This window comes from Kribbella sp. NPDC050459 (assembly GCF_040655315.1).
Lineage (GTDB): Bacteria > Actinomycetota > Actinomycetes > Propionibacteriales > Kribbellaceae > Kribbella.
Window position 1 is genome coordinate 1,033,548 of the sequence record NZ_JBFAJQ010000002.1, and the last position, 25,884, is coordinate 1,059,431.

Consider the following 25,884-nt stretch of genomic DNA (forward strand, 5'->3'; position numbering starts at 1 on the left):
TCACCAACCTGCCGGGCGCTCGCGGGACCACGCCTGGGGCCGGGCTGCGCGGCGGGTGCCGGCGGGCTTGGTGAGTGGCGGAGGTCCGCCCCCTACAGCCCGCCGACGACCTCAGGCGTTCAGGCCGACTGCCTTCAGCGGGTCCGGCCACGCCTTGAGGGCCGCGTGCAGGTCGGGGTCCTGGGTGGTCGCCAGGGCCTCTTCGTACGCGTCCGTGATGACGTCGGCGATGCGGACCGCCGAGCCGGTATCGGCGGACCGTACGGCGGCCTCCACCATCGCGAGGCTGATGACGTTGGAGTGCACCTCCGACTGCGGGATCGTCGACGTCCGGACGGCGTCGACGAACTCGGCCAGCGACCCGGCGATCTCCTCCGGCTCGTCGGCCATTGCCGCGGGCAACGCTTCACCGGAGGCCAGCTCGGCGACCGGTGCGTTGTCGCCGTCCCAGGTCGCCGTACCGCCGGGGGCGCTTGCCCGCCACAGGCCGTTCCACGACGTCTCCAGGCCCGGGGCGCACCAGCTGCCGGTGAAGGCGAAGCGGGTGCCGTCGGAGTAGGTGAAGATCGCGGACGCGGCCGCGTTGCCGTCGAACCAGCTCCAGGACGGGTTGTACGAATCGCAGTACACCGACACCGGCTCCGACCCGATCAGCTTGCGGGACAGGTCGAACTGGTGGATCGCCATGTCGACCAGGAGCGGCTCGGCCATCCGCTCCCGGAAACCGCTGAAGTGCGGCGCCTTGAAGAACTCGCACGACAGCGTCCCGATCGCCCCGAGCTCGGCGAGCTGACGCTGGAAGGCGTTCACCGCGCGGAAGTAGCGGCGGGACTGCGAGACCATCAGCAGCCGGCCGCTCACCTCACTCGCGGCGACCATCGTCAGACATTCGCGGACCGTCTCGGCCAGCGGCTTCTCGCACAGCACCGGGACGCCGCGCAGCAACGCCTCGACGCTGACCTTCGGATGCGCCACCGGCACCGTCACGTCGATGACCGCGTCGAACTCGACGGACAGGTCGCCCATCGCGGCGGCGACCGGTACGTCGCCGAATCCGTGCTCGTCGGCTGCCGCCCGCGCGACGCCCAGGTCGAGGTCGACGAGGCCGGCCAGGACGACGTCGGGGTTGGCGGCGATGGTGCGCAGCCAGGCGCGCCCCATCCCGCCGGCTCCGACCTGCAGCAGTCGCAAGGGTTCAGGCATCGGCAGGCTCCTCGATGGGTCCGGTGTACCCGTGGCCGTTGAAGAAGTCGTCGGTCTCGTAGCGCAGCAGCGTCGGGATCTTCCGCTCGGGCAGGTCGGTGTTCACCCACGCGACGCCGTTCGCGATCACCCTACGCACGTCCTTGTGGTGATAGACCGGGTAGTCCTGGTCGCCCGGCGAGAAGTAGAAGATCTTCCCGTGCCCGCGGCGGAACGTGACGCCGGAGCGGAACACCTCGCCGCCGGAGAACGATGAGACGAAGATCAGCTCGTCCGGGACGGGGATGTCGAAGAACTCGCCGTACATCTCCTGCTGCTCGATCACGATCGGGTGCGGGACGCCCTGCGCGATCGGGTGCGTCGGGTTGACCGTCCAGACCAGCTCACGGTCGCGCTCACTGCGCCAGCGCAGCGTGCAGGTGGTGCCCATCAGCTTGCCGAAGATCTTCGACCAGTGCCCGGAGTGCAGCACGACCAGGCCCATGCCCGACAGCACGTGCTGGTACACGCGGTCGACCACTTTGTCGTCAACCTCGCCGTGGGCGGCGTGACCCCACCACACCAGGACGTCGGTCTCCGCCAGCACGTCCTCGGTCAGGCCGTGCTCGGGCTCGTCGAGGGTCGTGGTGGCGACCTTGGCGTCCGGGAGGTTCTCGGCGATGCCGGCCGCGATGGCGGCGTGCATGCCGTCGGGGTAGATCTCCCGGACGTGCGGCTCCACCTGCTCGTGCCGGTTCTCGCCCCAGACGAGTACGCGAATCGTCATATTTTTCTGTCCTTAAGGGTTATTTGACGGCTCCGCCGATGGCACCGGCGGCGATGTACTTCTGCGCGGCGACCAGCAGCACGATGGCCGGGATCGCCGAGAGCACCGCGGTCGCCATCACCGCGTTCCAGTTCTGCACCTGGGTGCCGAGGTACTGGTAGATCCCGAGCGTCACCGGCCGGACGCCGCCCTTGGTGGTCAGCGTCAGCGCGAACAGGAAATCGCTCCAGGAAAACAGGAAACTGAACAGTCCGGCGGTGATCAGCGAGTTCTTGCTGATCGGCAGCACGATCGCGACGAACGCCCGGAACAGCCCGGCGCCGTCCACCCGCGCGGCCTCCACCAGCGACGGCGGCAGCGAGAGCATGAACGAGCGCAGGATCAGGATCGCGAACGGAATCCCGCTGCTGCAGTTCGCGACGATCAGGCCCGGGATCGAGTTCAGCAGCCCGATCCGCTCGTACGCCGTGTACAGCGCGTTCGCGATCACGATTCCCGGAATCATCTGCGAGATCAGGATCGCCAGCAGCCCGATCGACACCCAGCGGGACCGGAACTGCGAGAGCGCGTACGCACACGGCGTCGCGATCGCCAGACTCAGCACGACCGTTCCGGCCGCGATGATCATGCTGGTGACGAGGTTTCCGCCCTGCTCGTCGAGCGCGCGGGCGTAGCCGGAAAACGTCGGATGCAACGGCAGGAAACCGGCGGTGAGCGTGTTTCCGGACGGCTGCAGCGAGGCGTTCACCATCCAGTAGACCGGGAACAGCATCACGCACAGGACCAGCACGCCGATCACGGTGTAGGTGGTACGTCGCATCAGGTCCCCCTACTCGTCGACGGCACGACGGGTGCCGCGCAGGTAGAAGATCGCGAACACGAACGAGATCGCGATCAGGATGTTGGACAGTGCCGCGCCCTGCCCGAATTTGAAGTCGATGAACGACTTCTCGTACGACTGGGTCGCCAAGGTCTGCGTCGCATTCGCCGGCCCACCGCCGGTGAGGCCGAGGATGATGTCCAGGACCTTGATGGTGTAGACGACACCGAGCATCAGCAGCACACTCGCGACCGCCCGCAGGTTCGGCCAGGTGATGTACCAGAAGGACCGCCACCCGGTCGCACCGTCGAGCTGGCCGGCTTCGTACAGCTCGTCGGGGATCTCCGCGAGACCGGAGTACAGCAGCGTCACGTTGAACGGGATGCCGATCCAGATGTTCACGCCGATCACCGCGATCAGCGCCACCGACGGCGAGTTCAGCCACGGCACCGGGTCGCCGATCAGGTGCAGCTTCAGCAGGGTGCGGTTCAGGATGCCGTTGTCCTGCTCGAGGATCGAGCGCCAGGTCGCACTGGACACGATCAACGGCAGCAGCCACGGCAGCAGGAGCAGCGACCGGAGCACACCACTGAGCGGGAACTTCTTGTGGAAGAACAGCGCCAGCCCGAGGCCGATCGCGAACTGGAAGGCGATCGAGCCGACAGTGAACAGCGCGGTGTTCAGCATCGCGTCCGAGAACAGCTTGTCGGTCACGACCGTGCCGTAGTTCTTCAGCCCGACCCACGGCGCGGCGCCGGTGAAGAACGTCTTCAGCCCGTAGTCCTGCAGGCTCATCAGCAGGTTCTTCACCACCGGGTAGCCGAACAGCGCCACCATCGCCACCGCGGCGGGCAGGACGAACAGCACCTTGGTGAGGGACTCGCCGCGGTGGCGCCGGCCGCGAACCTTCTCGCGGCCGGCCACCGTGGTCCGTGTGAGCGTCACCATGCCCATCAGCCGCCGGAGGCCTGCTTGAAGGCGTCCTGGGCCGAGGCCTTACCGGTGAGCGCCAGCTGGATCGCCTGGTAGATCACCTTCGCGGCGTCCGGCCACTTGTCCCCCAGCTTGCCGGTGCGGGCGCGGGCGGTCTTCACCTGTTCGGTGAACGCCTTCATCGACGGCACTTCCTTGACGTACTGGTCGAGCAGCGCGGTCTTGGTCGGAATCGTGAACCGGGCCTTCGCCCAGGCCAGCTCGTTCTCGTCCGAGTTCAGGCACTTCACGAAGTCGGCGGCCTTCTGCTGCTTGGCCTGGTCCTTGTTCAGCGGCACCGTCCACGCCTCGCCGCCGAGCGGCGCGACCGGAGTCTGGTCCGGCTTGTTCAGCGGGAACGTGACCACGTCCCACTTGACGTTCGGGGTCTTCTGCAGCGCCGGGATCTGCCACGGGCCGTTGATCATCATCGCCGCCTTGCCGGCCACGAACTGGTCCTTCACGTCGCCCTGGGTCCAGTTGATGACGCTCTTCGAGGCGGACCCGGACTTCACCAGGTCGACCCACAACTGCAGCGCCTCGGCCACCTGCGGGCTGGTCAGGTCGGTCTCGTCACCGCCGTTGGTCCACATCGCCGGCAGGAACTGCCACGAGCCCTCGTACGTCGCGTTCGCGTTGAAGGCCATCCCGTAGCGACCGGGCTTGGTGAGCTTCTTGGCGGCCGCCTTCAGCTCCTCCCAGGTCTTCGGCGGCTGCACGCCGGCCTCGGCCAGCATGTCCTTGTTGTAGAACAGCGCGATCGTGTTCGTGACCGGCGCGAGCCCGTAGAGCTTGCCGTCGTACGACGTCGCGTCGACCATGCCCTTGATCACGCCGTCACCGCTGAGGCCCATGTCGTTCAGCGGCGCCAGCGCGCCGGTCGCGGCGATCTGCTGGACGTCGGGGTTGTCGAGCATCAGCACGTCGGGCAGCGTCTTCGACGAGGCCTGCTGCAGCACCTTCTGGATCAAGGTGTCACCAGGCACCGTCTCCCGTTGGATGGTGATGCCGAGCTGGGACGCGCAGGAGTCAAGTCCCTTTTGCACAAGGGATTTGTCCGGGTCGTTGTTGTAGTAGTCGAGGACCGTGAGGCTCTTGACGCTGTCGCCGGATGCGGACGACTGGCCGCCGCCGTTGTCACCGCAGGCGACCAGCAGGAGCGACACCGTCGTCGCACCCGCCAGCGCGGCGGCGATCCGCTTGCTGATCATGACATCGGACTCCTTCAAAGCGTTTAACCGATGGACGGAGGGACTGGGGCGGATGTTGTGGATTTGGCGGTAAACCGCTTAACTGAGGTGTTGAAGGACTATGTTCCCTACGTCACATCGCTGTCAAGAGCTCAGAGGGGGTCGATCGATGGTCACGATGCGCGACGTCGCTCAGCGGGCCGGGGTGTCGATCGCGACCGTCTCGTTCCTGCTCAACGACACCAAGCCGGTGACGGCCGCGACCCGGGCGCGGATCGAGCAGGCGATGCTGGAGCTCGGCTACCGGCGCAACGTGGTCGCTCGCGCGCTGGCCAGCAAACGCACGCACATCGTCGCGATGGCGTACCCGGCGCTCGAGCACAGGTTCGGGATGTCGACCGCGGAGTTCTTCACCAGCGCGGCCGAGGCGGCCCGCAAGCAGGACTACCACCTGGTGCTGTGGCCGGTCGGCAACGACGGCGTCGAGCTCCGCGAACTGCTCGGGCAGGGCCTGGTGGACGGCGTCGTCCTGATGGAGGTGCAGCTCGACGACCCGCGCATCGACGTACTGCGTCAGTCCGGGACGCCGTTCTCGCTGATCGGGCGGACGACCGAGCTCGACGGCCTGTCGCATGTGGACATCGACTTCGACACGACCGTCGAGGACGCTGTCGAGCACCTGTACGAGCTGGGGCATCGCGAGCTCGTGCTGATCTCCGGCGACCTGGACGACCCGCGGTTCCACGCCTACGGCCCGTGGGTGCGGACCGAGGAGGCGTACCGGCGCGTCGCCGCGTCGTACGGCCTGCCGGTCGTCGTCGTGCCCTGCTCCGACACCACCCAGGCCGGCAAGGCGGCGGCCGAACACGTTCTCGCCGACCACCCCGGCACGACCGCGGTCCTGGTCCTCAACGAGTACGCCGCGCTCGGCGTCGTCTCCGGCCTCAAACGCGCCGGCCACGACATCCCCGGCGACTTCTCGGTGCTGTCGCTGCTGATGGTCCCGGAGACCGCCGCAATGACGGACCCCGAGCTCACCATGATGCGCACGCCGGGCCCCGAGCTCGGCCAGCTCGGCACCGAGGCCCTGCTCCGGCAGCTCGAGGGCGACGCCCCGCTGCCACCGCAACTGGTGCCGGCGAAGCTGTTCGCGGGCGCTACGGTCGCAGGTCCCAGAGCGCCGCGACCAAAGGCCGGCGCAGGTCGGCGCGGCGCGCGCAAAGCCCGATCGTGAGCGGCTCCAGGTCGGCCGGGAGCTCGGTCAGCTGATCGCGGACGGCCGACGACTCGAGGACGAGGCGCGGTACGACCCCGACGCCACAGCCCAGCGCCACCAGGGCGAGCAGCGCCTCGTGCCCGTCCGGCTCGGCGGCGATCACCGGCTTCACACCGTTCCTGCGGAACCAGCGGAACGCGTTGTCGCGGACCAGACCCCGGGCGGGTACGACGTACGGGCCGTCGGCGGCGCTGTCGCGGGCCTTGACGAGGACCAGGTCGGTGACGGCAACCGTTCGGGTGACCAACGATTGCGGGAGGCGCCGGGGAATGCCGGCCACCGCGGCGTCCACCTCACCCTCGTCCAGGCGGGCGAGCGCGGCGGCCGCGTCGCCGGTGCGGATGGCGAGGCGGATCTGCGGGTGTTCCGCGCGCAGCGGCGCCAGCAGGTCCGGCAGCAGAGTCTGACAGGCGGTCACGGTGGCGAAGATGCGCAGCTCACCGGTGAGACCGGCCGGCTCGGCGGAGCCGGACCGGTAGTCCGCCCACAATTCCAGCGCCTGCTCGGCGTACGTCGTGAAGCGTCGCCCCTCGGCGGTCAGCACGACGCCCCGTGGCCCGCGATCGAGCAACTGGGCGCCGGCCCGGGTCTCCAGGCGCTGGATCGTCCGGGTCAGCGTGGCCGCGCTGACGTGGCACTCCAGGCTCGTCCGGCCGTAGTTGAGGGTGCGCGCGAGGTGCAGGAAGAGCTCCAGTTCCCGGTGCTCCACGGTCACCTCCGGCGGGCGTAGGCCTCGATCTCGATCTTCATCCGCGGGTCGGACAGCCCGCAGACCAGCATCGTGGCGGCCGGGCGGATCTCGCCGAACGCGCGCCGCAGCGTCGGCCAGCACGGCTCGAAGTCGTCCCGATCCGGCAGCATGTACCGCACCCGGACGACGTCGTCCAGCGAGCATCCCGCCGCCTTCAGGGCGTCCGCGATGTTCACGATGCAGCGCTCGGCCTGCGCCACCACGTCGTCCGCGATCGTCATCGTCGAGTAGTCGAAGCCCGTCGTCCCCGAGACGTGCACCCAGTCGCCGTCCACCACGGCGCGCGCGTACCCGATCTGCTCCTCGAACGTCGAACCGCTCAGAATCGCCCGTCGCTCAGTCATACCCCGAACGCTAGGCAACCACGGGCCGCGCGGTCGAGCCGGCCAGCCGGATCGTCGGCTTCGGGACCTGGTACGTCGTGACGTCGCCGCCGTCCATCACCGCGAGGATGGCCTCGCCGACGATCGTGCCGAGACCGTGCACGTCGACCGTCACCACGCTCAGCGGCGGAGTGGCCAGCCGGGCGACCGCGGTGTCGTCCCACGCGATCACCGACAGCCGGCCGGGGACGGCGACGCCCAGCTCCTTCGCCACGGCGAGACCGCCGATCGCCATCAGGTCGTTGTCGTACACAACGGCCGTCGGGACCCTGCTGCCGGTCAGCAACCGCCGCGTCGCGTCGCGGCCGGCGTCCTCGGAGTAGTCGCCCTCGATGACGCGGCCGTCGACGTCCTGCTCGGCGCAGGTCGCCATGAACGCGTCGTCGCGCGCCTGGCAGTGCAGCATGTCGCGCGGACCGCTGACCCGCGCGATGTCGCGGTGGCCGAGGTCCGCGAGCGCCCGTACGGCGGCCCGGGCGCCTTCGGCGTTGTCGACCAGCACGTTGGTGATCGGGGCCTCGAGCTCGGGGCCGCCGAGCAGCACCGCCGGCACCCCGAGCCGCCCGAGCTCGGCGAGCCGGGGATCCTTGGTCCGCAGGTCGACCATGACGATGCCGTCGACGTGCCGGTTCGGCACCCAGCGCCGCCAGATCTCGATCTCCTCGGCGGTGTCGGCCGCGAATTCGATCAGCAGGCTCACCCGCCGGCCGTCGAAGACCTCCTCGATCCCCTGCACGACATCGGCCATGAACGGCTCCATACCGAGCAACCGCCCGGGACGCGCCAGCACCAGCCCCGCGATCCGCTCGCGCGACGTCACGTCCCCCATACACTGCCCTCCAAGGCCATCGAAGCCACTATATTCACAGACCTAACTAACTCGACAGATTGCGGATGTTCCGATGCAGCAGGTCAGCGACGCGTCGCGATCACCGGGCTACGACCCGGCACCGACGAACAGTCGTGCCCTCATTGTGGACAGCATCCGCTCCGCGGGCACGGTCAGCCGGGTGGAACTCACCCAGATCACCGGCCTCACCGCCCCGTCGGTCACCACGGTGGTCCGGCGGCTGATCGACGACGGGCTGGTCGACGAGGCCGGCCGCGGCTCGTCCACCGGCGGCAAACCGCGCACGCTGCTCCGGATCAGGGCAGCGGCCCGGTACGTCGTCGGCGTCCACCTGAGCGCCGACAGCCTGACGTACGTGCTGGTCGACTACGCCGGCGGGGTGGTGGCGCGCTGGCGGCGGGCCGGGCCGGGCGAGGCGAGCGACCCGGAGCAGGTCGTGGCGCGGATCGCGACCGAGACCACCGAGCTGATCGAGCGGTCCGGGATCGACTCCTCGCTGGTTCTCGGGCTCGGCTTCGTGTGTCCCGGGCCGCTGATCCGCAACCGCGGCGTCACGTCGGCCCCGCCGTCGATGGCGCACTGGGTCGGCTTCCCGATCCACCAGCGCCTGGAGGAACGCCTGCAGTTGCCGGCGCTGCTCGAGAACGACGCCACCGCGGCCGCCGCCGGCACGCGGCTCACCACCAGCCACGACGTCTCGGTGATGGCCGCACTGTTCATGAGCGAGGGCATCGGGTCGGGCCTGCGGCTGAACGGCAACGTCTACCAGGGCGCGCACGGCAACGCCGGCGAGGTCGGGCACGTCTGCGTCCAGATCGGCGGCCCGCAGTGCTGGTGCGGGAGCACCGGCTGCCTCGAGGCGATCGCCGGGCCCGCGACGGTCGTCGCCAAGGCCCGCGCGGCAGGGCTCGACCTCGGCTCACAGCGCCGTACCGGCGTCGCGGCGTTCGCGGCGATCGCCCGGCTGGCGCTGACCGGCGACTCCCGGGCCGACGCGATCCTGCGCGACTCCGCGTCCTGGCTCGCGCTCGGCGCGCAGACGATCACCAACATGTACGACGTCCAGCTGCTCGTGCTGACCGGGCCGGCCTTCGCCGTCGCCGGGACGATTTACCTGCCGATCATCCAGGAGCGGATCCAGAGCTCCGCATTCGGCCGGGCGGTGAACACCGAGGTGGTCCTCGACGAGCGCGGCCACGACGCCGCCGCGATCGGCGCGGCCCTGATGATGCTCCGCTCCGGGACCGTTTCGGCCTAGGGCTTTCGCCGTCTGCTCCACTCTGCGCGGTCAAACCGTTACTGATCAACGTCTTGTCTTATGTTTATTAGGCGAACTAAGTTACCGCCAGCTTCCCTGGCGGGTGCCGGGGTGACGTGCGGAAAGGACGATCAATGCTCCGGAACCCGAAGGACCGTACGAGGACGCGGCGCCTGGTGAGCGTCGCGGCCGTCGCGACAGCCACCGCCCTCCTGATCAGCGCCTGCGACGGCGCCGCCGCCGGCGGTGGGCAGGCAGCCGCGAAGGACGCCTCCGTCACCGTCGCGGCGGGCGACATCACCGCGGAGAACTTCAACCCGTTCAGCACCACCGCGCTGCAGCCGACGCTGGGCGTCATCTACGAGCCGCTCTACTGGTACAACTTCGCGAAGCAGTCGGACCCGACGCCGGTGCTCGCCACGGGCTATTCGTGGAACCCCGCCGGCACCGAGCTCACCATCAAGACCCGCCACGACGTGAAGTGGAACGACGGACAGCCGTTCACCGCCAAGGACGTCGCGTTCACCTTCAACCTGGTCGCGAAGACCCCGGCGCTGAACCCCTCGGGCCTCGCCGCCACCGCGAAGGCGACCGCCGACGACACCGCCGTCCTGACGTTCAAGTCGAAGTCCCTGATGCAGGAGCCGGCCGTGCTCGCCAACCAGGCGATCGTGCCCGAGCACATCTGGAAGGACATCAAGGACCCGACGACCGACCTGAACAAGAACCCGGTCGGCACCGGGCCGTTCAAGGTGAAGTCGTACACGCCGCAGAGCTTCGTGCTGACCAAGAACGACCAGTACTGGGAGCAGGGCAAGCCCGAGATCAAGGAGGTGCGTTACCTCCCGGTGAGCTCCGCGGACGCTGCCAGCGCCGCACTCGTGGCGGGCAAGGTCGACTGGGCGAGCGCCTACCTGCCCGGCATCGACAACATCATCAAGTCCGGCAAGAACCTGACCTACGTCAACTCTCCCGTGATGACGACCGTCATCGTGACGTGCTCCAACGCCCAGCTCGGGTGCGCCGGACCGCAGACCGACCCGGCCGTCCGCAAGGCGATCTACCTCGCGATGAACCGCGAGCAGCTGGCCAAGCTCGCCGGCGGCGGCGTCGCGGGTGTCGGCTCGCCGACCCTGCTGCTGCCCGGTCGCGACGACGAATGGATCGCGGACGCGGGCAAGGCGAAGCTGCCGCAGGCGCCCGACTCCGCCGAGGCGAGCAAGCTCCTCGACGCAGCCGGCTGGACGAAGGGCAGCGACGGCGTCCGGTCCAAGGGCGGCAAGCGGCTGTCGCTGACGGTCCAGACCGTGACCGGCTGGAGCGACTACATCTCGATCAACGACACCCTCAAGCAGCAGCTCGCGGCCGTCGGCATCGAGCTGAAGCCCAGCCAGGTCTCCTGGAACGAGTGGAACGCCGCCCAGACCAACGGGAAGTTCCAGCTCTCGCTCGACTCCGTCGGCCTCGGCGCCTCCACGAACCCGTACTTCACCTACAACGGCAAGCTCGCCACCGTGAACACCGCGCCGGTGGGCAAGACCGCCACCGCCGGCAACCAGTCGCGGTTCTCGAACCCGGCCGTCGACGCCGCGCTCAAGGTCGCCGCCGGTACGACGGACAAGGCCGCGCAGAAGGCGGAGTACGCGAAGATCCAGACCGTCATCGCGGACCAGCTGCCCTACATCCCGGTCTACGTGAACTCGATGCTGACCGAGTTCAACACCTCCCGCGCCACCGGCTGGCCGACCAAGGACAACATGTACGTCCTGCCCGCGGCCTGGAAGGCCTGGGACGCCGGAATCGTCCTCAAGACCATCAAGCCCGCCAGCTGAGCGCGGGTCCGCCGTGCGCTATCTGCTGCGAAAACTGGCCTTCTACGTCGCCGCCCTCTGGGCGGCGCTGACCCTGAACTTCCTGATTCCCCGGCTGATGCCGGGGAACCCGGTCGACCTGATGCTGTCGAAGCTGGCGACCAAGGGCCCGGTCACCCCGACGACGCGGGACGCGATCCAGGCACTGCTCGGCACCGACACCAGCTCGTCGCTGTGGGACCAGTACTGGACGTACCTGCACCAACTGGTCAAGGGTGACCTCGGTACGTCGATCGCGTACTTCCCCGCGCCGGTCTCTCAGGTCATCGGCCAGACACTCCCCTGGACCGTCGGGCTGATCGGTCTCGCGACGGTGATCTCGTTCGCCGTCGGGATCTTGCTGGGACGCGCCGCCGGCTGGCGGCGCGGTTCCTGGGTCGACAGCCTGATCCCGGTCACCACGATGCTGCAGTCGGTGCCGTACTTCTGGCTCGCGCTGCTGCTGCTCTTCCTGCTCGGCAGCACCTGGCCCGTCTTCCCGCTGACCGGCGGGTACGACGTGTACTCCGTGACGCCGGGCTGGAGCCTCCCGTTCGTGCAGTCGGTGCTGTACCACGGGGCGTTGCCGGCGTTGACGATCGTCATCTCGTCGATCGGCGGGTGGATGCTCGGGATGCGCAACATGATGGTGTCGACGCTGTCCGAGGACTTCGTCGTCACCGCCGAGGCGAAGGGGCTGACCCCGCGCCGGATCCGGTCCCGGTACGTCGCCCGCAACGCGATCCTGCCGTCGGTGTCGGGATTCGCGATCTCGCTGGGTTTCGTGGTCGCCGGATCGATCGTCACCGAGGCGGTCTTCACCTACCCCGGCATCGGCTCCGCGCTGTTGCTTGCCGTCAACAACAACGACTACGCGCTGATGCAGGCAGTGTTCCTGATCATCACGCTCGCCGTCCTCGGCGCGAACCTGCTCGTCGACCTCCTGTACGGCGTCATCGACCCCCGCACCCGTGCGCGGTCCTGAGAAGGGGCTCCCGAATGGCAATCACCACTGAAGGGGCGGCCGCCGTCGAGAAGGCGGCGCCGGTGCGCCGCCGGGCCTGGCCGCCGCTGACCCTGAAGCTCGCGGTCGGTCTGGCCGTCGCCGGGCTGATCGTCCTGTTCGGCGTCCTCGGTCCGCTGCTCGTCGGCAACCCGTCGACGGTCCGCGACATCGGGCTGACCGCGCCCGGAAACGGCTTCCTGCTCGGCACCACCCAGAGCGGCCAGGACGTCTTCGCCCAGCTCGCGTACGCCACCCGCGGCTCGCTGATCATCGGCGTCGTGGTCGGGGCGATCACGCTGCTGCTGTCGGCGTTCTTCGGCGTCGTCGGCGCGTTCGTCGGCGGCGCGACCGACGAGGCGTTCTCGCTGTTCACGAACATCATGCTGGTGATCCCCGGCCTGCCGCTGGTGATCGTGATCTCCAGCTACGTACCGAACAAGTCGATCTGGCTGGTGGCCGCCGTGCTCGCGATCACCAGCTGGGCCGGCTCCGCCCGCGTGCTGCGCGGCTTCACGCTCAGCGTCCGCAGCCGCGACTACGTGCTCGCGGCCCGGATCGGCGGCGAGAAGCGCTGGCGGATCCTGCTCGTCGAGATCCTGCCGAACCTGATCCCGCTGCTCGCCTCGCAGGTCGTGTTCGCGGTGATCTTCGCGATCCTCGGCGAGGCGGGTCTGTCGTTCCTCGGGCTCGGCGCGTCCGGGTCCTTCACCTGGGGAACCATGCTGTTCTACGCGCAGAACGGCCTGGCGCTGCGCCTCGGTGCCTGGTGGTGGTTCGCGCCGCCGGGCCTGGCGATCGCCCTGTTCGGGGCGGCGCTGTCGCTGATCAACTTCTCCATCGACGAGATCATCAACCCGAAGCTGCGCTCGCAGACGCGTGCCGAACGCAACAAATGGAGCGTGAAGGCATGAGGGTCCTCAGCATCGAGAACCTGAGCATCGACTACCTGGCCGAGACCACCGTGCACGCCGTCCGCGACGTGTCCCTGACGTTGGAACGCGGGGAGATCCTCGGCCTGGCGGGTGAGAGCGGCTGCGGGAAGTCGACGCTGGCGTACGCGATCACCCGGTTGCTGAAGCCGCCGGCGCAGATCACCGGCGGACGCGTGGTGTTCTCGTCCCGCGAGGGCTACGACATCGACCTGTCGTCGCTGGCCGGGGACGACCTGCGGGCGTTCCGCTGGGACAAGATCGCGATGGTCTTCCAAGGCGCGATGAACTCGCTCAATCCGGTCCTGCGGATCTCCGAGCAGCTCGAAGACGTCTTCCTGACGCACCGGCCCGAGCTGAGCAAGACGGAGCGCCGCGCACGCTGCGGCCAGTTGCTCGAACGCGTCGGCGTGGACCGGGACCGGCTGCGGGCCTATCCGCACGAGCTGTCCGGCGGTATGCGGCAACGCGTGATGATCGCGATGGCGCTGGCACTCGAGCCGCAGGTGCTGATCATGGACGAGCCGACCACCGCGCTCGACGTCGTCGTCCAGCGGGAGATCCTGCGCGAGATCACCCGGCTGCGCGCCGAGCTCGGGTTCGCGGTCGTCTTCATCACCCACGACCTGCCGCTGCTGCTCGAGATCAGCGACCGGATCGCGGTGATGCGGGACGGGCTGATCGTCGAGCTCGACGACGCCTTGACGCTCTACACGAGGCCGCAACACCCGTACACGAAGCGACTGCTGTCGTCGTTCCCGAGCCTGACCGGGGACCGCGGCGGCTTCGTCAGGACCGGCGCGATCGACGAGGAGGCAGGATGAGTGCGCTCGAGATGCGCGAGGTGGTGAAGGAGTACCGGCTGCGGAACGGGCTGCAGAGCAAGCGCCTGCGGGCGGTGGACCAGGTCAGCTTCGAGTTGCAGCCCGGCCGGACGATCGCGCTGGTCGGCCAGTCCGGCTCCGGCAAGTCGACGATCGCCAAGCTCCTGCTCCAGCTGGAGCGGCCGACGTCCGGCCAGATCCTGGTGGACGGCAAGCCGATGCAGTACCGCGGCGCGGCGGCGGCGACGTACCGCAAGGCCGTCCAGATGGTCTTCCAGGATCCCTTCGCGTCGCTGAACCCGTACCACTCGATCGCGCACCATCTGGCCCGCCCGGTCAAGCTCCACCACCCCGCCTTCACCCGGGACGAGGTCGACGAACGGGTCCTCGAGCTCCTTCGCCGGGTCCGCCTCGACGAGGACTTCGCACACCGCAAGCCGCACGAGCTGTCAGGCGGTCAACGCCAGCGGGTCGCGATCGCCCGCGCGCTGGCACCGGAGCCCGCGATCCTCGTCGCCGACGAGCCGGTGTCGATGCTCGACGTCTCGATCCGCCTGGGCGTGCTCAACCTGCTGGCCGCGTTGCAGCGCGAGGAGAACCTGGGCGTCCTCTACATCACCCACGATCTCGCCACCGCCCGGCACTTCAGCGACGAGATCATGGTCCTGTACCACGGCAAGGTCGTCGAACAGGGCCCCGCCGACGACGTGATCCTCAACCCCCAGCACGAGTACACCCAACTCCTCGCCGAAGCAGCCCCCGCCCCCGAACGCCGCCTCGCCGAACTCCACCCCTGAACGACAAGTACGCCGGAGAGGGGTGCTCTCCGGCGTACTTGCTGGACTTCAGAGTTTCAGTGCGGAGGCGACCACGTCCGCGAGGGAGTGGGCGATCTCGTGGGCGGTGTCGGAGGACTCCGCCTCGACCATGACCCGGACGAGGGGCTCGGTGCCCGACGGCCGGAGCAGGACCCGGCCGGTGTCGCCGAGGCGGGTGGTGGCCTCGGTGACGGCGGACTGGACCGTGGAGTCGGTGCCCGCGCGGGACTTGTCCACGTTCTTCACGTTGACCAGGACCTGCGGCAGGCGGGTCATCGCGCCGGCCAGATCGGCCAGGCTCTTGCCCGTCTGGGCCACGCGCGCGAGCAGCATCACCGCGGTCAGCGTGCCGTCGCCGGTGGTGGCGTGGTCGGACAGGATCACGTGCCCGGACTGCTCACCGCCGAGCTTGTGGCCGCCGGCCTTCATCGCCTCGAGCACGTACCGGTCGCCGACCTTGGTCTGCTCGACCGCGATCTGCTCCCGCACCATCGCCTGCACGAAGCCCAGGTTGCTCATCACGGTCGCGACGACGGTGTCGTTCGACAGCCGGCCGCTGTCTCGCATCGCCAGCGCCAGCACCGCGAGGATCTGGTCGCCGTCGACGAGCTCGCCGTTCGCGTCCACCGCCAGGCAGCGGTCGGCGTCACCGTCGAGCGCGATGCCGACGTCGGCGCGGTGCCCGACGACCTCGCGCTGCAGACCCTCGATGTGCGTGGATCCGCAGTTCAGGTTGATGTTCAGCCCGTCCGGGGCCGCGGCGACCGTGATCACCTCGGCGCCGAGCCGGCGCAGTGCCTCCGGCGCGGTCTGCGAGGCGGCGCCGTTCGCGCAGTCGATCACGACCTTCAGGCCGTCGAACCGGTTCGGGGCCGAGCGGACCAGGTGCGAGACGTAGGTCTCGAACCCCTGCCCGTCGTCGGTCACCCGGCCGACATCGGCGCCCGTCGGACGCTGCCACTCCTCGCCCATCCGGGCCTCGATGGCGTCCTCGATCACGTCGTCGAGCTTGATCCCGCCGCGGGCCAGGAACTTGATGCCGTTGTCCGGCATCGGGTTGTGGCTGGCGGACAGCATCACGCCGAGGTCGGCGCCGGTCGAACCGGTCAGGTACGCGACGGCCGGGGTCGGCAGCACGCCGAGCCGGACGACATCGACGCCGGCGCTGGCCAGACCGGCCACCACGGCGGCTTCCAGGAACTCACCACTGGCACGCGGATCCCGCCCCACAACGGCGCGCGGCCGGTGCCCTTCGAAGGCACCGGCCTCGCCGAGTACGTGAGCTGCCGCGACCGAGAGGTCGAGCGCCAGCTCCGCGGTCAGGTCCACGTTCGCCAGGCCACGGACTCCGTCCGTGCCGAACAAACGCCCCATCAGGTGATCAGCGCTTGCTGTACTGAGGCGCCTTACGGGCCTTCTTGAGACCGGCCTTCTTGCGCTCCTTGATCCGCGCGTCGCGGGTGAGCAGGCCGGCCTTCTTCAGACCCGGGCGGTTGGCCTCGAGGTCCGCCGCGTTCAGGCAGCGGGCCACACCGAGCTGCAGCGCACCGGCCTGGCCGGTGATGCCGCCGCCGTTGATCCGGGCGATCACGTCGTACGAACCCTCGAGGCCCGCGACGACGAACGGCTCGTTCACGTGCTGCTGGTGCACCTTGTTCGGGAAGTAGACGTCGAGGTCCTTCCCGTTGATCTTCCACTTGCCGGTGCCCGGGACGATCCGAACGCGAGCGACGGCCTCCTTGCGGCGGCCGGTGGCGCCGGCCGGGTTGATGACCGCAACCCGACCCGTCTCGGCGCGCTGCTCCGGAGCCGGGTTGGTCTCGGAGGTGTAGGCGACCGGGCCCTCGGTGTCGATGGGGACCTCGGTGTCGAACTCTTCGGTCTCGGTGGTGATGTCGCTCACGCTGTGAATCCTCGTTTACCTGGTTCGTCGATCGCTTACTGGGCGATCTGGGTGATCTCGAACGGCTTCGGCTGCTGCGCCGTGTGCGGGTGCTCCGGACCGGCGTACACCTTCAGCTTGGTCAGCAGCTTCCGGCTCAGGCGGTTCTTCGGGAGCATGCCCCAGACGGCCTTCTCGACGGCCTTGCGCGGGTCCTTGTCGAGGATCTCGCCGATCGGCGTCGCGGTCAGACCACCCGGGTGACCCGAGTGGCGGTACGCCAGCTTGTCGGTCCGCTTGGTGCCGGACAGGGCCACCTTGGAGGCGTTGACGACGACGACGAAGTCGCCACCGTCGACATGCGGAGCGAACGTCGGCTTGTGCTTGCCGCGCAGCAGGGTGGCGATCTGGACGGCGAGCCGACCGAGCGTGACGTCGGTGGCGTCGATCACGTGCCACTCACGAGTGACGTCAGCAGGCTTCGGGCTGTACGTGCGCACGGTCGTTGACCTTCGTTTCTCAGAGTTGAACAGAACTGGACGTCGGCGAGCGGTCAGCAGACGTGTCTGTCCTGGACCTGGAACGCACAACAGCAGCCCAGAATACCGGCGCCGCCGTGTTCGGGTCAAAGTGAGCCCACACGCCGAGGGGACCCCGGCTTGGAAGCAGCTGAGGACCGCACTAGTTTAGCGGTGAAGATTGCAGTCCAGACCCGCGTCCCGCCGGCTGATCTACCCTCATTCATCCAGGCGATGACGCCAGCTTCCGAAGAGGGCATTGTGACCGAACAGTCGCTCACCGTCCGGGACAACCGGACCGGCAAGGACTTCGACCTTGCCATCACCGATGGCACCATCCGTGCCGCAGACCTCAAGCAGATCAGCGCATCCGACGGCGACGGTGGCCTGGCCACCTACGACCCCGGCTTCGTCAACACCGCGTCCTGCCGTTCCTCCGTCACCTTCATCGACGGCGACAAGGGCATCCTGGAGTACCGCGGGTACCCGATCGAGCAGCTCGCCGAGCAGTCGAACTACCTCGAGGTGGCTTACCTGCTGGTGAACGGCAAGCTGCCGAACAAGGCGGAGTACGAGGCCTGGGCGCACGACGTGACGTATCACACGTTCGTGCACGAGAACCTGAAGACCTTCATGCAGGGCTTCCGGTACGACGCGCACCCGATGGGCATGCTGCTGGCCTCGGTCGGCGCGCTGTCCACGTTCTACCCCGAGTCGCGCAACATCTTCGACGAGGAGTCCCGGGCGCTGCAGATCCGGCGGCTGATCGCCAAGATGCCGACGCTCGGCGCGTTCGCGTTCCGGCACGCCCAGGGCAAGCCGTACGTGTACCCGGACAACGAGCTCAGCTACACGGCGAACTTCCTCTCGATGCTGTTCAAGATGAGCGAGCCGAAGTACGCCGCCGACGACCGGCTGGTGCGCGCGCTGGAGATCCTGTTCATCCTGCACGCCGACCACGAGCAGAACGCGTCCACCAACGCGGTCCGCGCGATCGGCTCGACCCAGGTCGACCCGTACACCGCGGTGGCCGGCGGGATCGGCGCCCTCTACGGCCCGCTGCACGGCGGCGCCAACGAGGCGGTGCTGAAGATGCTGCGCCGGATCGGCGGAGTCGAGAACGTGCCGTCGTTCATCGAGGGCGTGAAGAACGGCGAAGAGCGGCTGATGGGCTTCGGCCACCGGGTCTACAAGAACTACGACCCGCGGGCGAAGATCATCAAGAAGGCCGCCGACGACGTCTTCGAGGTGACGGGCATCAACCCGTTGCTGAAGATCGCCGTCGAACTGGAGAAGATCGCGCTGGAGGACGACTACTTCGTCTCCCGCAAGCTCTACCCGAACGTCGACTTCTACTCCGGCCTGATCTACGAGGCTCTGCAGTTCCCGCCGGAGATGTTCACCGTGCTGTTCGCCATCCCGCGCACCTCGGGCTGGCTGGCCCAGTGGCTGGAGATGCTCGGCGACGGCGACCAGAAGATCGCCCGCCCGAAGCAGATCTACACCGGCGGCCGCGGCGTCCAGTACGTCCCGATGGGCGACCGCTGAGCTGACCCCCGAACGGCCCCCGACCACCCGGTCGGGGGCCGTTCCGCTGTTCAGGGAGAAAACCGTCCGGCACGGTGCACGACGAGTACCTGCGGAACTTCTGGCACGTCCGGGACAGGGCGGCGTCGTCACCTGAGGGTTGGAAACGGCCCCGGGCGGGCTTGATGCCTCGGTCCGGGGCCGTTCGGCGCCGCTGCGGACTACGACGCCGCCGGGGTGCCTGCCGGTTCCGTCAGGTGCGCGACGAGGTCGCCGACCTGGCCGCGGGCGCGGATCATCGCGAGGTGGTCGATGTAGTCGCGGGACTCCACGATCAGGCCGTCGCGGACGCGCAGGACGAAGATCGCCGGGACCCGGAACGGCTCGCCGGTGGCCAGGATCGTGCCGGCGTACTCGAACTCCGCCACGATCACCTCGGGGTCCGTCGTCTCGTGGACGCGGATGTTGTCGGGCTGGAAGCGCACCACCTCGGTGACCCGCGGGCCGACGCCGCCGAAGTGCTCGCGGAGCGCGTCCCGGCTGAGCAGCGGGTGGTCGCCGTACGGGTTCATCGGGTGCCGTACGTCGGTCTGCTCGGCGTACAACTCCGGCAGCACGGCGAAGTCGCGGTCGGCGACGCCGTGCACCAGCTTCAGGAAGACCTGCTCAGGAGTCATCGGATACCTCACGAAGATTAAACGGAGTGATGACTTCGAATATATGGAGTCATGACTTCGTTTACAACCCGGCAGGGGTTCGCCGCGTCTTCTAGGCTGAGGGCGACGGAGGGGAGCTGGGGTGCGAGCAGACGCACGGGACAACCGGGCCAGGATCATGACGGCCGCGGACGACGTCTTCGGGCGGTCGCCGGGCGCGTCGACCGACGATGTGGCCAAGCTGGCCGGGGTCGGGATCGCCACCGTCTTCCGGCACTTCGCGACCAAGACCGAGCTGCTCGAGGCGGTCCTGACGCTGCGCCTGGAGCGGATCCGGGACCGCGCACTGGAGCTGACCGGCAGCGACGACCCGGGGACGGCGTTCTTCGAGTTCTTCACCCAGGTGGTGGCAGAGTCCGCGTCGAAGCTGGCGATCGGCGAAGCACTGACCGCTGCGGGCGCGGCCGCCGGCGAAGAGACCCAGGAGGCCGGGCGCGGGATGCGGGCGGCGTTCAGCGGGTTGTTGACCGCGGCGCAGAAGGCCGGCGCGGTGCGGGCGGATGCCGAGCTGCCCGAGGTCTACGCGCTGCTCATCGGAGCGTCCCGCGGCGCGACCGCGGCCAACCTCGACCCGGAGACCCGCGACCGCATGCTCGCCATCGTGTACGACGGCCTGCGGCCGCGTTCGTGAGGCGCCGCTGGCGGTCCTGGTCCCGTCTGCGTCGAGCCCTGGTGTCAGCGACGGTCGCGGCCGTCCTGCTGATCGTCGTACCGCTCGGAACGTACGCCGTCTCGCTGCGCATGCACTACTCCGGTGATCCGTCCGGCCGGACCCGCAACCAGGACGCGCTGTGGCTCGGCCATGCTTGGGTCGACGGCCGGAAGACCGCCGCCGACGTGACCGCGCTGGCGCAGCGCCTGCAGGGCACCGGCATCCGCGACCTGTACGTGCACACGGGTCCGCTGGAGCACGACGGCTCGTTGCCGTTGGCAAAGGTCTCGCCGAAGGCGCGCTGGTTCGTCGATGCGGTCCGTGCCGTGGCCCCCGGCGTCCGCGTCCAGGCCTGGCTCGGTGACGTCGTCCGACCGGGCAAGGACCCGGGCATGAACCTCGACGACGCGGCGGTCCGCCGACGGGTCGTGGAGTCGGCGTCCGCCGTTCTGCAGCAGGGTTTCCAGGGCATCCACTACGACTTCGAGCCGGTACGGTCCGGCTCTGCGGGGTACCTCGCCATACTGGACGAGACGCGCGCGCTCGGTACGACGCTGTCGGTCGCGGCGGCGCAGATCGACCCGCTCTGGTACCTGCATGCGATCCCGGTCGACAAGTGGTGGTCGCAGGACTACTTCCGTCAGGTCGCCGAACGCGTCAACCAGATCGCCGTCATGTCCTACGACACCGCACTGCCTCTGGAGTCCCTGTACGGCGGCTATGTCGCCAAGCAGACCAAGTTGGCGCTGGAGGTCACTCCACCCGGCACAGACCTCCTCATGGGTCTCCCCGCGTACTGGGAGAACAATGCCGCGCACTGGGGCAACGCGGAGACAGTCAGCGCGGCGGTCCGCGGCGCACGCCTCGGCCTGGGCGACACACCTCGCCAGAACTTCGGCCTCGCCCTGTACGTCGACTTCGCGGCCACCGACGAGCACTGGGCGGCGTACCGCGACGGCTGGTGCGTGGCGCCCTAGAACGGGTTCCAGCGGGTCAGAGCGAGGATGAGTCCGCAGACCGCGACGTAGACCGCGTTGATGAGCAGCACCGGCGAGGGTCGCGTGGTGACGGGCTCCTCCGGCAGGCCGGTGTGGGAGCGCAGCCGGAGCGTCTCGAACACCGCGGCGACCTGGGGCAGGTCCTTGTCCGCGATGCCGCCGACGACGTGCCAGTCGTCTCCCGCTTCCAGGCTGAGAGCCTCGTCCTCGACCTCGACCGACTCCACGGTCCGCCAGGACAGGCGCCGGTCGGTCCACCCGGTGCGGATCCACAGGTCGGTCGCGGTTGCAGTCACCCGGAACAGTGCCCGAGAGCCGAGCGAATGCACCAACTGCGCGCCGACCAGGGTCGCCATGAACGCGGCGTACCAGTCACCCCAGTTCGCGAACGCCCCGACGGCAAGCGGCCCCACGAGCAGTACGGCGATCAGCGCCGGCAGACTCCACCAGGACCTGGCCCGCAGCGGGACCTCCCACGGCAACATCGGCACATCCCGCGCCGGCTCGACAGGCGGCGCGGTGGGCAGGTCCTCGGCCGGCTCGAAGTCCGTCGGCAGGCTGCCGGCGGTCTCGTCGTGCCACGGCAGCTTTCTGGGCGCCCGGAACGGGCTGACCGGCCTGAGCGTTTGGCCGCCGAAGACCAGCGTCGGCCAACTGCCCTCGGCGAGGTCTCCGACCAGCAGCGCGTCTCCGCGGTACCGGTTCAGCGTCTGCGCCCACTCGCGCTTGAGCTTGGCCGGCGCGTCGCCCTGCTCTTCGTCGTCGAGCGCGCTGAAGGCCTCGAGCAGCCGCAGATCGCCTTCCTCGTCGTCCAGGCCGGCCTCGAGGAAGCCCAGCAGGACCGTACCGTCGGCGGACCGGACCGTGAAGGCACCGGAAACGTGCGGATCGATCCGGACCGGCATGGCCGGCCCGCTCCAGGATCTCCGTGGACGCGCTCGGCGGAGCCGGAGGTCGCGCAGCGCGAACAGGAGGGACAGCAACCACGCACCACCGGCCACCGTGTACCAGAAGGTGTAGTCGGCCAGCTCAGCTCGCAGCCGGAGCCAGTCGCGGTCGGCAGGGTCGACGAGGATCGGGATCTGCTCGCCGGTGTCGTAGTCGCCCGCCACGGACACCGTGCGGCTGCTGCCGTCGGGCAACTGGAGAGCGAGCTCCCCTTCGTCGTTCAGGCTCTTCGCAACAGCAGTCTGCTCCACGGCACGTCGGAGATGGATTTCCTCGCGCTGGTCCTGCCAGCTCATCAGGCCGAACGCGGCAGCGCCCACCAGAGCCAGGGCGACCGCCACGAGCAGTCTGCTGGTCACACCGATCCTTGCGGCCTCAGGTATCTGGACCTGCTCCGGATGCATCCGCCCGGCCAGTGACCGTTGGCGAAGGCAGCTCGTGAAGACCCAGACCAGCAGTACGGCACACAAGACCCCGTAGACGGTCCACGCGACGCGCGCAGAGGCCACATCGTCGTACCGGAGGTCGAGCGCCATGAACACCAGGCCGGCCAGCGCTGCGACGATCGGCTGCCACCACAGCAGGGCGAGCGACGCGAAGCAGGCAATCATCGCCAGTGAGAACGTCCGGTCCGGCCCGCAGACCGTCGGGTGCTCGACCGAGCAGTTGCTGGTGTCGCCGATCACCGACGCCACGATCGCCCCGAGCCAGACCGCCGGTAGCAGCCATCGGTAGGTCCAGCTCGGGACGACGGTGCGGGCCCAGCGGGCTGCGAGAGCGCCTGTCACCAGAGAACTGTAAGGGTCAGCGTGCCCGTTCCACGCGGCCTTCGTCCCAGACCGGCTCGTCGGGCTCGTAGACCGAGCCGTCGGCGCCGAACACCAGGTAACGGTCGAAGCCCCGGGCGAACCAGCGGTCGTGGGTCACTGCGAGGACCGTGCCGTCGAAGGAGTCCAGCCCCTCCTCCAGCGCCTCGGCCGACTCGACGTCCAGGTTGTCGGTGGGCTCGTCGAGCAGCAGCAGAGTCGCACCGGACAGCTCCAGCAGCAGGATCTGGAAACGGGCCTGCTGACCGCCGGACAAGCTGTCGAAGGTCTGCTCGGCCGCATGCGCCAGCTCGTACCGGTCCAGCTTGCGCGAGGCCAGCTCACGCCCCATGCCGTCCCGGTGGTCGTCACCCCGGTGCAGGATCTCCAGCAGCGTCCGGCCGACCAGCTCCGGATGCTCGTGCGTCTGCGCGAACCAGCCGGGCCGCACCCGTGCACCGAGCTTGGCCTTGCCGGTGTGCGCCACGGACGCGATCTGGATGTCGCCGACGGGCTGGTGCTCCACGTCCGGATCCGAGCCGCCGTTCGCGAGCAACCGCAGGAAGTGCGACTTGCCGGAGCCGTTCGACCCCAGGACCGCGACGCGTTCGCCGTACCAGACCTCCAGGTCGAAGGGCTTCATCAGCCCGGTCAGCTCGAGCTGTGTGCACACCACGGCCCGCTTGCCGGTGCGGCCGCCGGTCAGACGCATGCTGACCTTCTGTTCGCGTGGCAGGGCCTGCGGCGGGCCGACCTCCTCGAACTTACGCAGCCGGGTCTGTGCGGCGCGGTAGCGCGACGCCATGTCGGAGTTGTACGCGGCCTTCTGCTTGTACATCAGCATCTGTGCGCGCAGCTTGGCGTGCTCCTCGTCCCAGCGCTTGCGCAGCTCCTCGAAACGCTCGAACCGGTGCCGTCGCGCCTCGTGGTACGTCGCGAACCCGCCGCCGTGCGTCCACGCGGTGTTACCCGCGGCGCCGAGCTCCACGGTGACGATCCGGGTGGCGGTGTTGGCCAGCAGCTCCCGGTCGTGGCTGATGTACAGCACGGTCTTGTCGGAGCCACGCAGCTGCTCCTCCAGCCATCGCTTACCCGGTACGTCGAGGTAGTTGTCCGGCTCGTCCAGCATCAGCACCTCGTCCGGACCGCGCAGCAACGCCTCCAGCACGAGCCGCTTCTGCTCACCGCCGGACAGCGTCTTCACCGCACGCCAGCGACAGCGGTCGAACGGCACGCCGAGCGCGGCCGTCGTACAGACGTCCCAGAGGACCTCGGCGTCGTACCCACCGACCTCGCCCCAGTCCGCGACCGCCTGCGCGTACCGCAACTGGGTCTTCTCGTCGTCGGCCTCCATCATCGCCAGCTCGGCCTTGTCCAGCTTGGCCGCAGCCTGCTGGATCGCCTCCGGCGCGACGCCGAGGAGCAGGTCCCGCACGGTCGACTCGTCCCGCACCGAGCCGACGAACTGGCGCATCACGCCCAGCCCGCCGGACCGGGAGATGCTGCCGCTGTGCGGTTTCAGGTCACCGGCGATGATCCTGGTCAGCGTGGTCTTCCCGGAGCCGTTGGCACCGACCAGCGCCACCTTCGCACCGTCACCGACCCGGAACGTGACGTCGTCCAGCAACACCCGCCCGTCCGGCAGCTCGTACCCGATCCCGGCGACATCCACGTGACCCATTCCCCCAGTCTGACGGGACCGGCAAGCCCCACGCGAGCGGTTATCGTGACGCCCGTGCTGTCCGTCCCCGGCCCGGAGATCCTGCCCGGCACCCGCGAGTACGCGTGGGTCGCGAGCGTCGTCGCCGCGGTCGAGCGTCGTACCGGCAGGCCGTCGCGGTGGGACCGGCGGCTGTTCGAGGAGACCAGCGGAGTATTCGCCGCGGCCACCCCGAACGGACCGATGACGGTCAGCCGGGAGCACGTCCTCGATCCGGTGCTGCGCGGGTACGACGCCCCGGAAGAGCTGAGCTACCACGATCACCAGCTGATCCGGCTCGCCACGGCCGTCGTCATCCACGAGACCGACCATCACCAGGCCGAGCTCGGCGATCCGGCCGCACCCGATGCGATTCGGGAACTCGGCCCCGCGGACATGGCGCTCAGCGAAGGCTTCGCGGAGCTGAAGGCGAAGCGCCTCACGACGGCGGTCATGGAGGACACCGGCATGGATCGGGCGATCCCCGGGAGCACCCAGGCGCGGATCGGCTCGGTGTACCCGGGCTATCGGGGAAGCGTCGAGGGCGTCGTGCTCGGCCTGCAGGAACTCACCGGCCGGCCGCGCCACGAGATCGTCTCGGCGATCCAGGACGCACCGCGGCTGCAGCGCTACAACGCCATGGCGGACCTGCTCATCGACGCCCGCCTGGACGGCCTGATGCCTCCGGAGCACCGCTCCCAGGTCCGGCTGGCGCTCACCCGCCCGCTGCTCGACGAACTCGCCGCGATGACCGAGCACGAGTCACCGACCGGCGACCAGCGGGCGCTCGACAACCTGGGACACGAACACGCGGAGCGTGCCTTGGGCACCGTGGAACAGCAGCTGGCGGGGATCGAGCTGCACTACCGCGCACACGGTGACCATCCGCCGCGGATGCCGATGTCGGCGCAGGAGCGGGCGCAGGTCCAGCGCATCGAGGCGTACTACGGCCGGCCGTCCATCGACCTGGAAACCACCCATCTGCGGCAGTTCCTCGACTCCGGCGCCCACTCCGGCCTGGCGGCTGGCGGAACCGCGGCCGGCGGCGGGGCAGCAGGAGCAGCAGGAGCAGCAGCGTCGGGTGCCGCGGCCGCGGCCCGCTCCGCCTGGCGGCCGCCGCCCTCCAACGGCGGGCACGCCCGCTAGGTGTGATGTCCAGGGACGTTGGTTAGTCGGGTGATGGGTGGCTGGCCGCCGATTGCGCTGTGGGGTCGGTGATGATTGTAGAAGTGGAGCCAGCCG

Annotated in this window: 26 protein-coding genes; 11 read left to right on the top strand and 15 right to left on the bottom strand. The window is 69.1% G+C overall.

Features of this window, described 5'->3' with window-relative positions; translation table 11 throughout:
* Positions 1-111 precede the first annotated feature (111 nt).
* Genes AB0I12_RS11015 through AB0I12_RS11035 form a run of 5 tightly spaced genes read right to left on the bottom strand, consistent with a single transcriptional unit; the run spans position 112 to position 4,972 of the window.
* Positions 112-1,203 (bottom strand): Gfo/Idh/MocA family oxidoreductase, encoded by a 1,092-nt coding sequence (locus AB0I12_RS11015; RefSeq protein WP_359927676.1) that lies wholly within the window; start codon positions 1,201-1,203, stop codon positions 112-114.
* Entirely contained in the window at positions 1,196-1,969 is a 774-nt protein-coding gene (locus AB0I12_RS11020) for a ThuA domain-containing protein (protein WP_359927678.1), read from the bottom strand. The genes AB0I12_RS11015 and AB0I12_RS11020 overlap by 8 nt, the downstream gene beginning before the upstream one ends.
* A 19-nt stretch (positions 1,970-1,988) precedes the next feature.
* Complete coding sequence (locus tag AB0I12_RS11025; RefSeq protein ID WP_355699499.1) at positions 1,989-2,789, bottom strand: carbohydrate ABC transporter permease; 801 nt, start codon at positions 2,787-2,789, stop codon at positions 1,989-1,991.
* A 9-nt stretch (positions 2,790-2,798) separates the two neighbouring features.
* Complete coding sequence (locus AB0I12_RS11030; protein WP_359927681.1) at positions 2,799-3,737, bottom strand: sugar ABC transporter permease; 939 nt, start codon at positions 3,735-3,737, stop codon at positions 2,799-2,801.
* Positions 3,738-3,742: 5 nt separating this feature from the next.
* Positions 3,743-4,972 carry an ABC transporter substrate-binding protein gene (locus tag AB0I12_RS11035; RefSeq protein ID WP_359927684.1) on the bottom strand — a complete coding sequence of 410 codons (1,230 nt, stop codon included), beginning with the start codon at positions 4,970-4,972 and terminating at the stop codon, positions 3,743-3,745.
* A 148-nt stretch (positions 4,973-5,120) separates the two neighbouring features.
* Between AB0I12_RS11035 and AB0I12_RS11040 the strand changes: the two genes are divergently transcribed.
* Positions 5,121-6,185 carry a LacI family DNA-binding transcriptional regulator gene (locus AB0I12_RS11040; protein ID WP_359927686.1) on the top strand — a complete coding sequence of 355 codons (1,065 nt, stop codon included), beginning with the start codon at positions 5,121-5,123 and terminating at the stop codon, positions 6,183-6,185.
* On the opposite strand, the gene ilvY is transcribed toward AB0I12_RS11040, so the two are convergent.
* Genes ilvY through AB0I12_RS11055 form a run of 3 tightly spaced genes read right to left on the bottom strand, consistent with a single transcriptional unit; the run spans position 6,109 to position 8,190 of the window.
* Entirely contained in the window at positions 6,109-6,936 is an 828-nt protein-coding gene (ilvY, locus tag AB0I12_RS11045) for an HTH-type transcriptional activator IlvY (protein ID WP_359927689.1), read from the bottom strand. The two genes, AB0I12_RS11040 and ilvY, sit on opposite strands and share 77 nt — an antisense overlap.
* A 2-nt stretch (positions 6,937-6,938) precedes the next feature.
* Positions 6,939-7,322, bottom strand: coding sequence for a RidA family protein (locus AB0I12_RS11050; RefSeq protein ID WP_359927692.1), 384 nt, complete (start codon positions 7,320-7,322; stop codon positions 6,939-6,941).
* 10 nt (positions 7,323-7,332) lie between these two features.
* On the bottom strand, positions 7,333-8,190 hold the full coding sequence (locus AB0I12_RS11055) for a substrate-binding domain-containing protein (protein ID WP_359927693.1): 858 nt from the start codon (positions 8,188-8,190) through the stop codon (positions 7,333-7,335).
* 73 nt (positions 8,191-8,263) lie between these two features.
* Here AB0I12_RS11055 and AB0I12_RS11060 point away from each other — a divergent pair, with 73 nt between their 5' ends.
* From AB0I12_RS11060 to AB0I12_RS11085, 6 genes are all read left to right on the top strand, one after another.
* Positions 8,264-9,469, top strand: a complete 1,206-nt coding sequence (locus tag AB0I12_RS11060; protein ID WP_359927696.1) for an ROK family transcriptional regulator — start codon at positions 8,264-8,266, stop codon at positions 9,467-9,469.
* A 134-nt stretch (positions 9,470-9,603) separates the two neighbouring features.
* Positions 9,604-11,301, top strand: a complete 1,698-nt coding sequence (locus tag AB0I12_RS11065) for an ABC transporter substrate-binding protein (RefSeq protein ID WP_359927698.1) — start codon at positions 9,604-9,606, stop codon at positions 11,299-11,301.
* A 13-nt stretch (positions 11,302-11,314) separates the two neighbouring features.
* Positions 11,315-12,304, top strand: coding sequence for an ABC transporter permease (locus tag AB0I12_RS11070; protein WP_359927701.1), 990 nt, complete (start codon positions 11,315-11,317; stop codon positions 12,302-12,304).
* Between the two features lie 14 nt (positions 12,305-12,318).
* Entirely contained in the window at positions 12,319-13,236 is a 918-nt protein-coding gene (locus tag AB0I12_RS11075) for an ABC transporter permease (protein WP_359927703.1), read from the top strand.
* The gene (locus AB0I12_RS11080; RefSeq protein WP_359927706.1) at positions 13,233-14,078 is read left to right on the top strand and encodes an ABC transporter ATP-binding protein; all 846 of its coding nucleotides are present in this window, start codon (positions 13,233-13,235) and stop codon (positions 14,076-14,078) included. The genes AB0I12_RS11075 and AB0I12_RS11080 overlap by 4 nt, the downstream gene beginning before the upstream one ends.
* Positions 14,075-14,875 (top strand): ATP-binding cassette domain-containing protein, encoded by an 801-nt coding sequence (locus AB0I12_RS11085; protein WP_359927708.1) that lies wholly within the window; start codon positions 14,075-14,077, stop codon positions 14,873-14,875. The genes AB0I12_RS11080 and AB0I12_RS11085 overlap by 4 nt, the downstream gene beginning before the upstream one ends.
* Positions 14,876-14,923: 48 nt before the next feature.
* On the opposite strand, the gene glmM is transcribed toward AB0I12_RS11085, so the two are convergent.
* The 3 genes from glmM to rplM are packed head-to-tail and all read right to left on the bottom strand — an operon-like array spanning position 14,924 to position 17,278.
* Positions 14,924-16,270 (bottom strand): phosphoglucosamine mutase, encoded by a 1,347-nt coding sequence (glmM, locus tag AB0I12_RS11090; RefSeq protein ID WP_359927710.1) that lies wholly within the window; start codon positions 16,268-16,270, stop codon positions 14,924-14,926.
* A 7-nt stretch (positions 16,271-16,277) separates the two neighbouring features.
* On the bottom strand, positions 16,278-16,799 hold the full coding sequence (gene rpsI, locus AB0I12_RS11095) for a 30S ribosomal protein S9 (RefSeq protein WP_355482625.1): 522 nt from the start codon (positions 16,797-16,799) through the stop codon (positions 16,278-16,280).
* 35 nt (positions 16,800-16,834) lie between these two features.
* Positions 16,835-17,278 carry a 50S ribosomal protein L13 gene (gene rplM / locus AB0I12_RS11100; RefSeq protein ID WP_131286311.1) on the bottom strand — a complete coding sequence of 148 codons (444 nt, stop codon included), beginning with the start codon at positions 17,276-17,278 and terminating at the stop codon, positions 16,835-16,837.
* A 279-nt stretch (positions 17,279-17,557) separates the two neighbouring features.
* Here rplM and AB0I12_RS11105 point away from each other — a divergent pair, with 279 nt between their 5' ends.
* A complete protein-coding gene (locus AB0I12_RS11105; protein ID WP_359927713.1) occupies positions 17,558-18,844 on the top strand; it encodes a citrate synthase in 1,287 nt (428 codons plus the stop codon).
* Positions 18,845-19,044: 200 nt separating this feature from the next.
* Here the strand turns inward: AB0I12_RS11105 and AB0I12_RS11110 are convergent, their stop codons facing one another.
* Positions 19,045-19,500 carry a nuclear transport factor 2 family protein gene (locus AB0I12_RS11110; protein ID WP_359927716.1) on the bottom strand — a complete coding sequence of 152 codons (456 nt, stop codon included), beginning with the start codon at positions 19,498-19,500 and terminating at the stop codon, positions 19,045-19,047.
* Positions 19,501-19,621: 121 nt separating this feature from the next.
* Between AB0I12_RS11110 and AB0I12_RS11115 the strand changes: the two genes are divergently transcribed.
* Entirely contained in the window at positions 19,622-20,170 is a 549-nt protein-coding gene (locus AB0I12_RS11115) for a helix-turn-helix domain-containing protein (protein ID WP_359927719.1), read from the top strand.
* A gap of 41 nt (positions 20,171-20,211) precedes the next feature.
* Entirely contained in the window at positions 20,212-21,168 is a 957-nt protein-coding gene (locus AB0I12_RS11120; RefSeq protein ID WP_359927722.1) for a hypothetical protein, read from the top strand.
* On the opposite strand, the gene AB0I12_RS11125 is transcribed toward AB0I12_RS11120, so the two are convergent.
* Entirely contained in the window at positions 21,165-22,925 is a 1,761-nt protein-coding gene (locus tag AB0I12_RS11125) for a hypothetical protein (RefSeq protein ID WP_359927724.1), read from the bottom strand. The genes AB0I12_RS11120 and AB0I12_RS11125 overlap by 4 nt on opposite strands.
* A gap of 16 nt (positions 22,926-22,941) precedes the next feature.
* Positions 22,942-24,624 (bottom strand): ATP-binding cassette domain-containing protein, encoded by a 1,683-nt coding sequence (locus AB0I12_RS11130; RefSeq protein ID WP_359927727.1) that lies wholly within the window; start codon positions 24,622-24,624, stop codon positions 22,942-22,944.
* 54 nt (positions 24,625-24,678) lie between these two features.
* On the opposite strand from AB0I12_RS11130, the gene AB0I12_RS11135 reads away from it, so the two are divergent.
* The gene (locus tag AB0I12_RS11135) at positions 24,679-25,788 is read left to right on the top strand and encodes a hypothetical protein (protein ID WP_359927730.1); all 1,110 of its coding nucleotides are present in this window, start codon (positions 24,679-24,681) and stop codon (positions 25,786-25,788) included.
* Here AB0I12_RS11135 and AB0I12_RS11140 read toward each other — a convergent pair.
* A partial coding sequence (locus AB0I12_RS11140) for an integrase core domain-containing protein (RefSeq protein WP_359927761.1) occupies positions 25,785-25,884 on the bottom strand: 100 nt, incomplete at its 5' end. The two genes, AB0I12_RS11135 and AB0I12_RS11140, sit on opposite strands and share 4 nt — an antisense overlap.

Bases quoted from the DNA above. Each gene is read 5' to 3' on its own strand.
- AB0I12_RS11015 (WP_359927676.1), bottom strand. From the start codon at position 1,203: ATGCCTGAACCCTTGCGACTGCTGCAGGTCGGAGCCGGCGGGATGGGG.
- AB0I12_RS11020 (WP_359927678.1), bottom strand. From the start codon at position 1,969: ATGACGATTCGCGTACTCGTCTGGGGCGAGAACCGGCACGAGCAGGTG.
- AB0I12_RS11025 (WP_355699499.1), bottom strand. From the start codon at position 2,789: ATGCGACGTACCACCTACACCGTGATCGGCGTGCTGGTCCTGTGCGTG.
- AB0I12_RS11030 (WP_359927681.1), bottom strand. From the start codon at position 3,737: ATGGTGACGCTCACACGGACCACGGTGGCCGGCCGCGAGAAGGTTCGC.
- AB0I12_RS11035 (WP_359927684.1), bottom strand. From the start codon at position 4,972: ATGATCAGCAAGCGGATCGCCGCCGCGCTGGCGGGTGCGACGACGGTG.
- AB0I12_RS11040 (WP_359927686.1), top strand. From the start codon at position 5,121: ATGGTCACGATGCGCGACGTCGCTCAGCGGGCCGGGGTGTCGATCGCG.
- AB0I12_RS11050 (WP_359927692.1), bottom strand. From the start codon at position 7,322: ATGACTGAGCGACGGGCGATTCTGAGCGGTTCGACGTTCGAGGAGCAG.
- AB0I12_RS11055 (WP_359927693.1), bottom strand. From the start codon at position 8,190: ATGGGGGACGTGACGTCGCGCGAGCGGATCGCGGGGCTGGTGCTGGCG.
- AB0I12_RS11060 (WP_359927696.1), top strand. From the start codon at position 8,264: ATGCAGCAGGTCAGCGACGCGTCGCGATCACCGGGCTACGACCCGGCA.
- AB0I12_RS11065 (WP_359927698.1), top strand. From the start codon at position 9,604: ATGCTCCGGAACCCGAAGGACCGTACGAGGACGCGGCGCCTGGTGAGC.
- AB0I12_RS11075 (WP_359927703.1), top strand. From the start codon at position 12,319: ATGGCAATCACCACTGAAGGGGCGGCCGCCGTCGAGAAGGCGGCGCCG.
- AB0I12_RS11080 (WP_359927706.1), top strand. From the start codon at position 13,233: ATGAGGGTCCTCAGCATCGAGAACCTGAGCATCGACTACCTGGCCGAG.
- AB0I12_RS11085 (WP_359927708.1), top strand. From the start codon at position 14,075: ATGAGTGCGCTCGAGATGCGCGAGGTGGTGAAGGAGTACCGGCTGCGG.
- glmM (WP_359927710.1), bottom strand. From the start codon at position 16,270: ATGGGGCGTTTGTTCGGCACGGACGGAGTCCGTGGCCTGGCGAACGTG.
- AB0I12_RS11110 (WP_359927716.1), bottom strand. From the start codon at position 19,500: ATGACTCCTGAGCAGGTCTTCCTGAAGCTGGTGCACGGCGTCGCCGAC.
- AB0I12_RS11130 (WP_359927727.1), bottom strand. From the start codon at position 24,624: ATGGGTCACGTGGATGTCGCCGGGATCGGGTACGAGCTGCCGGACGGG.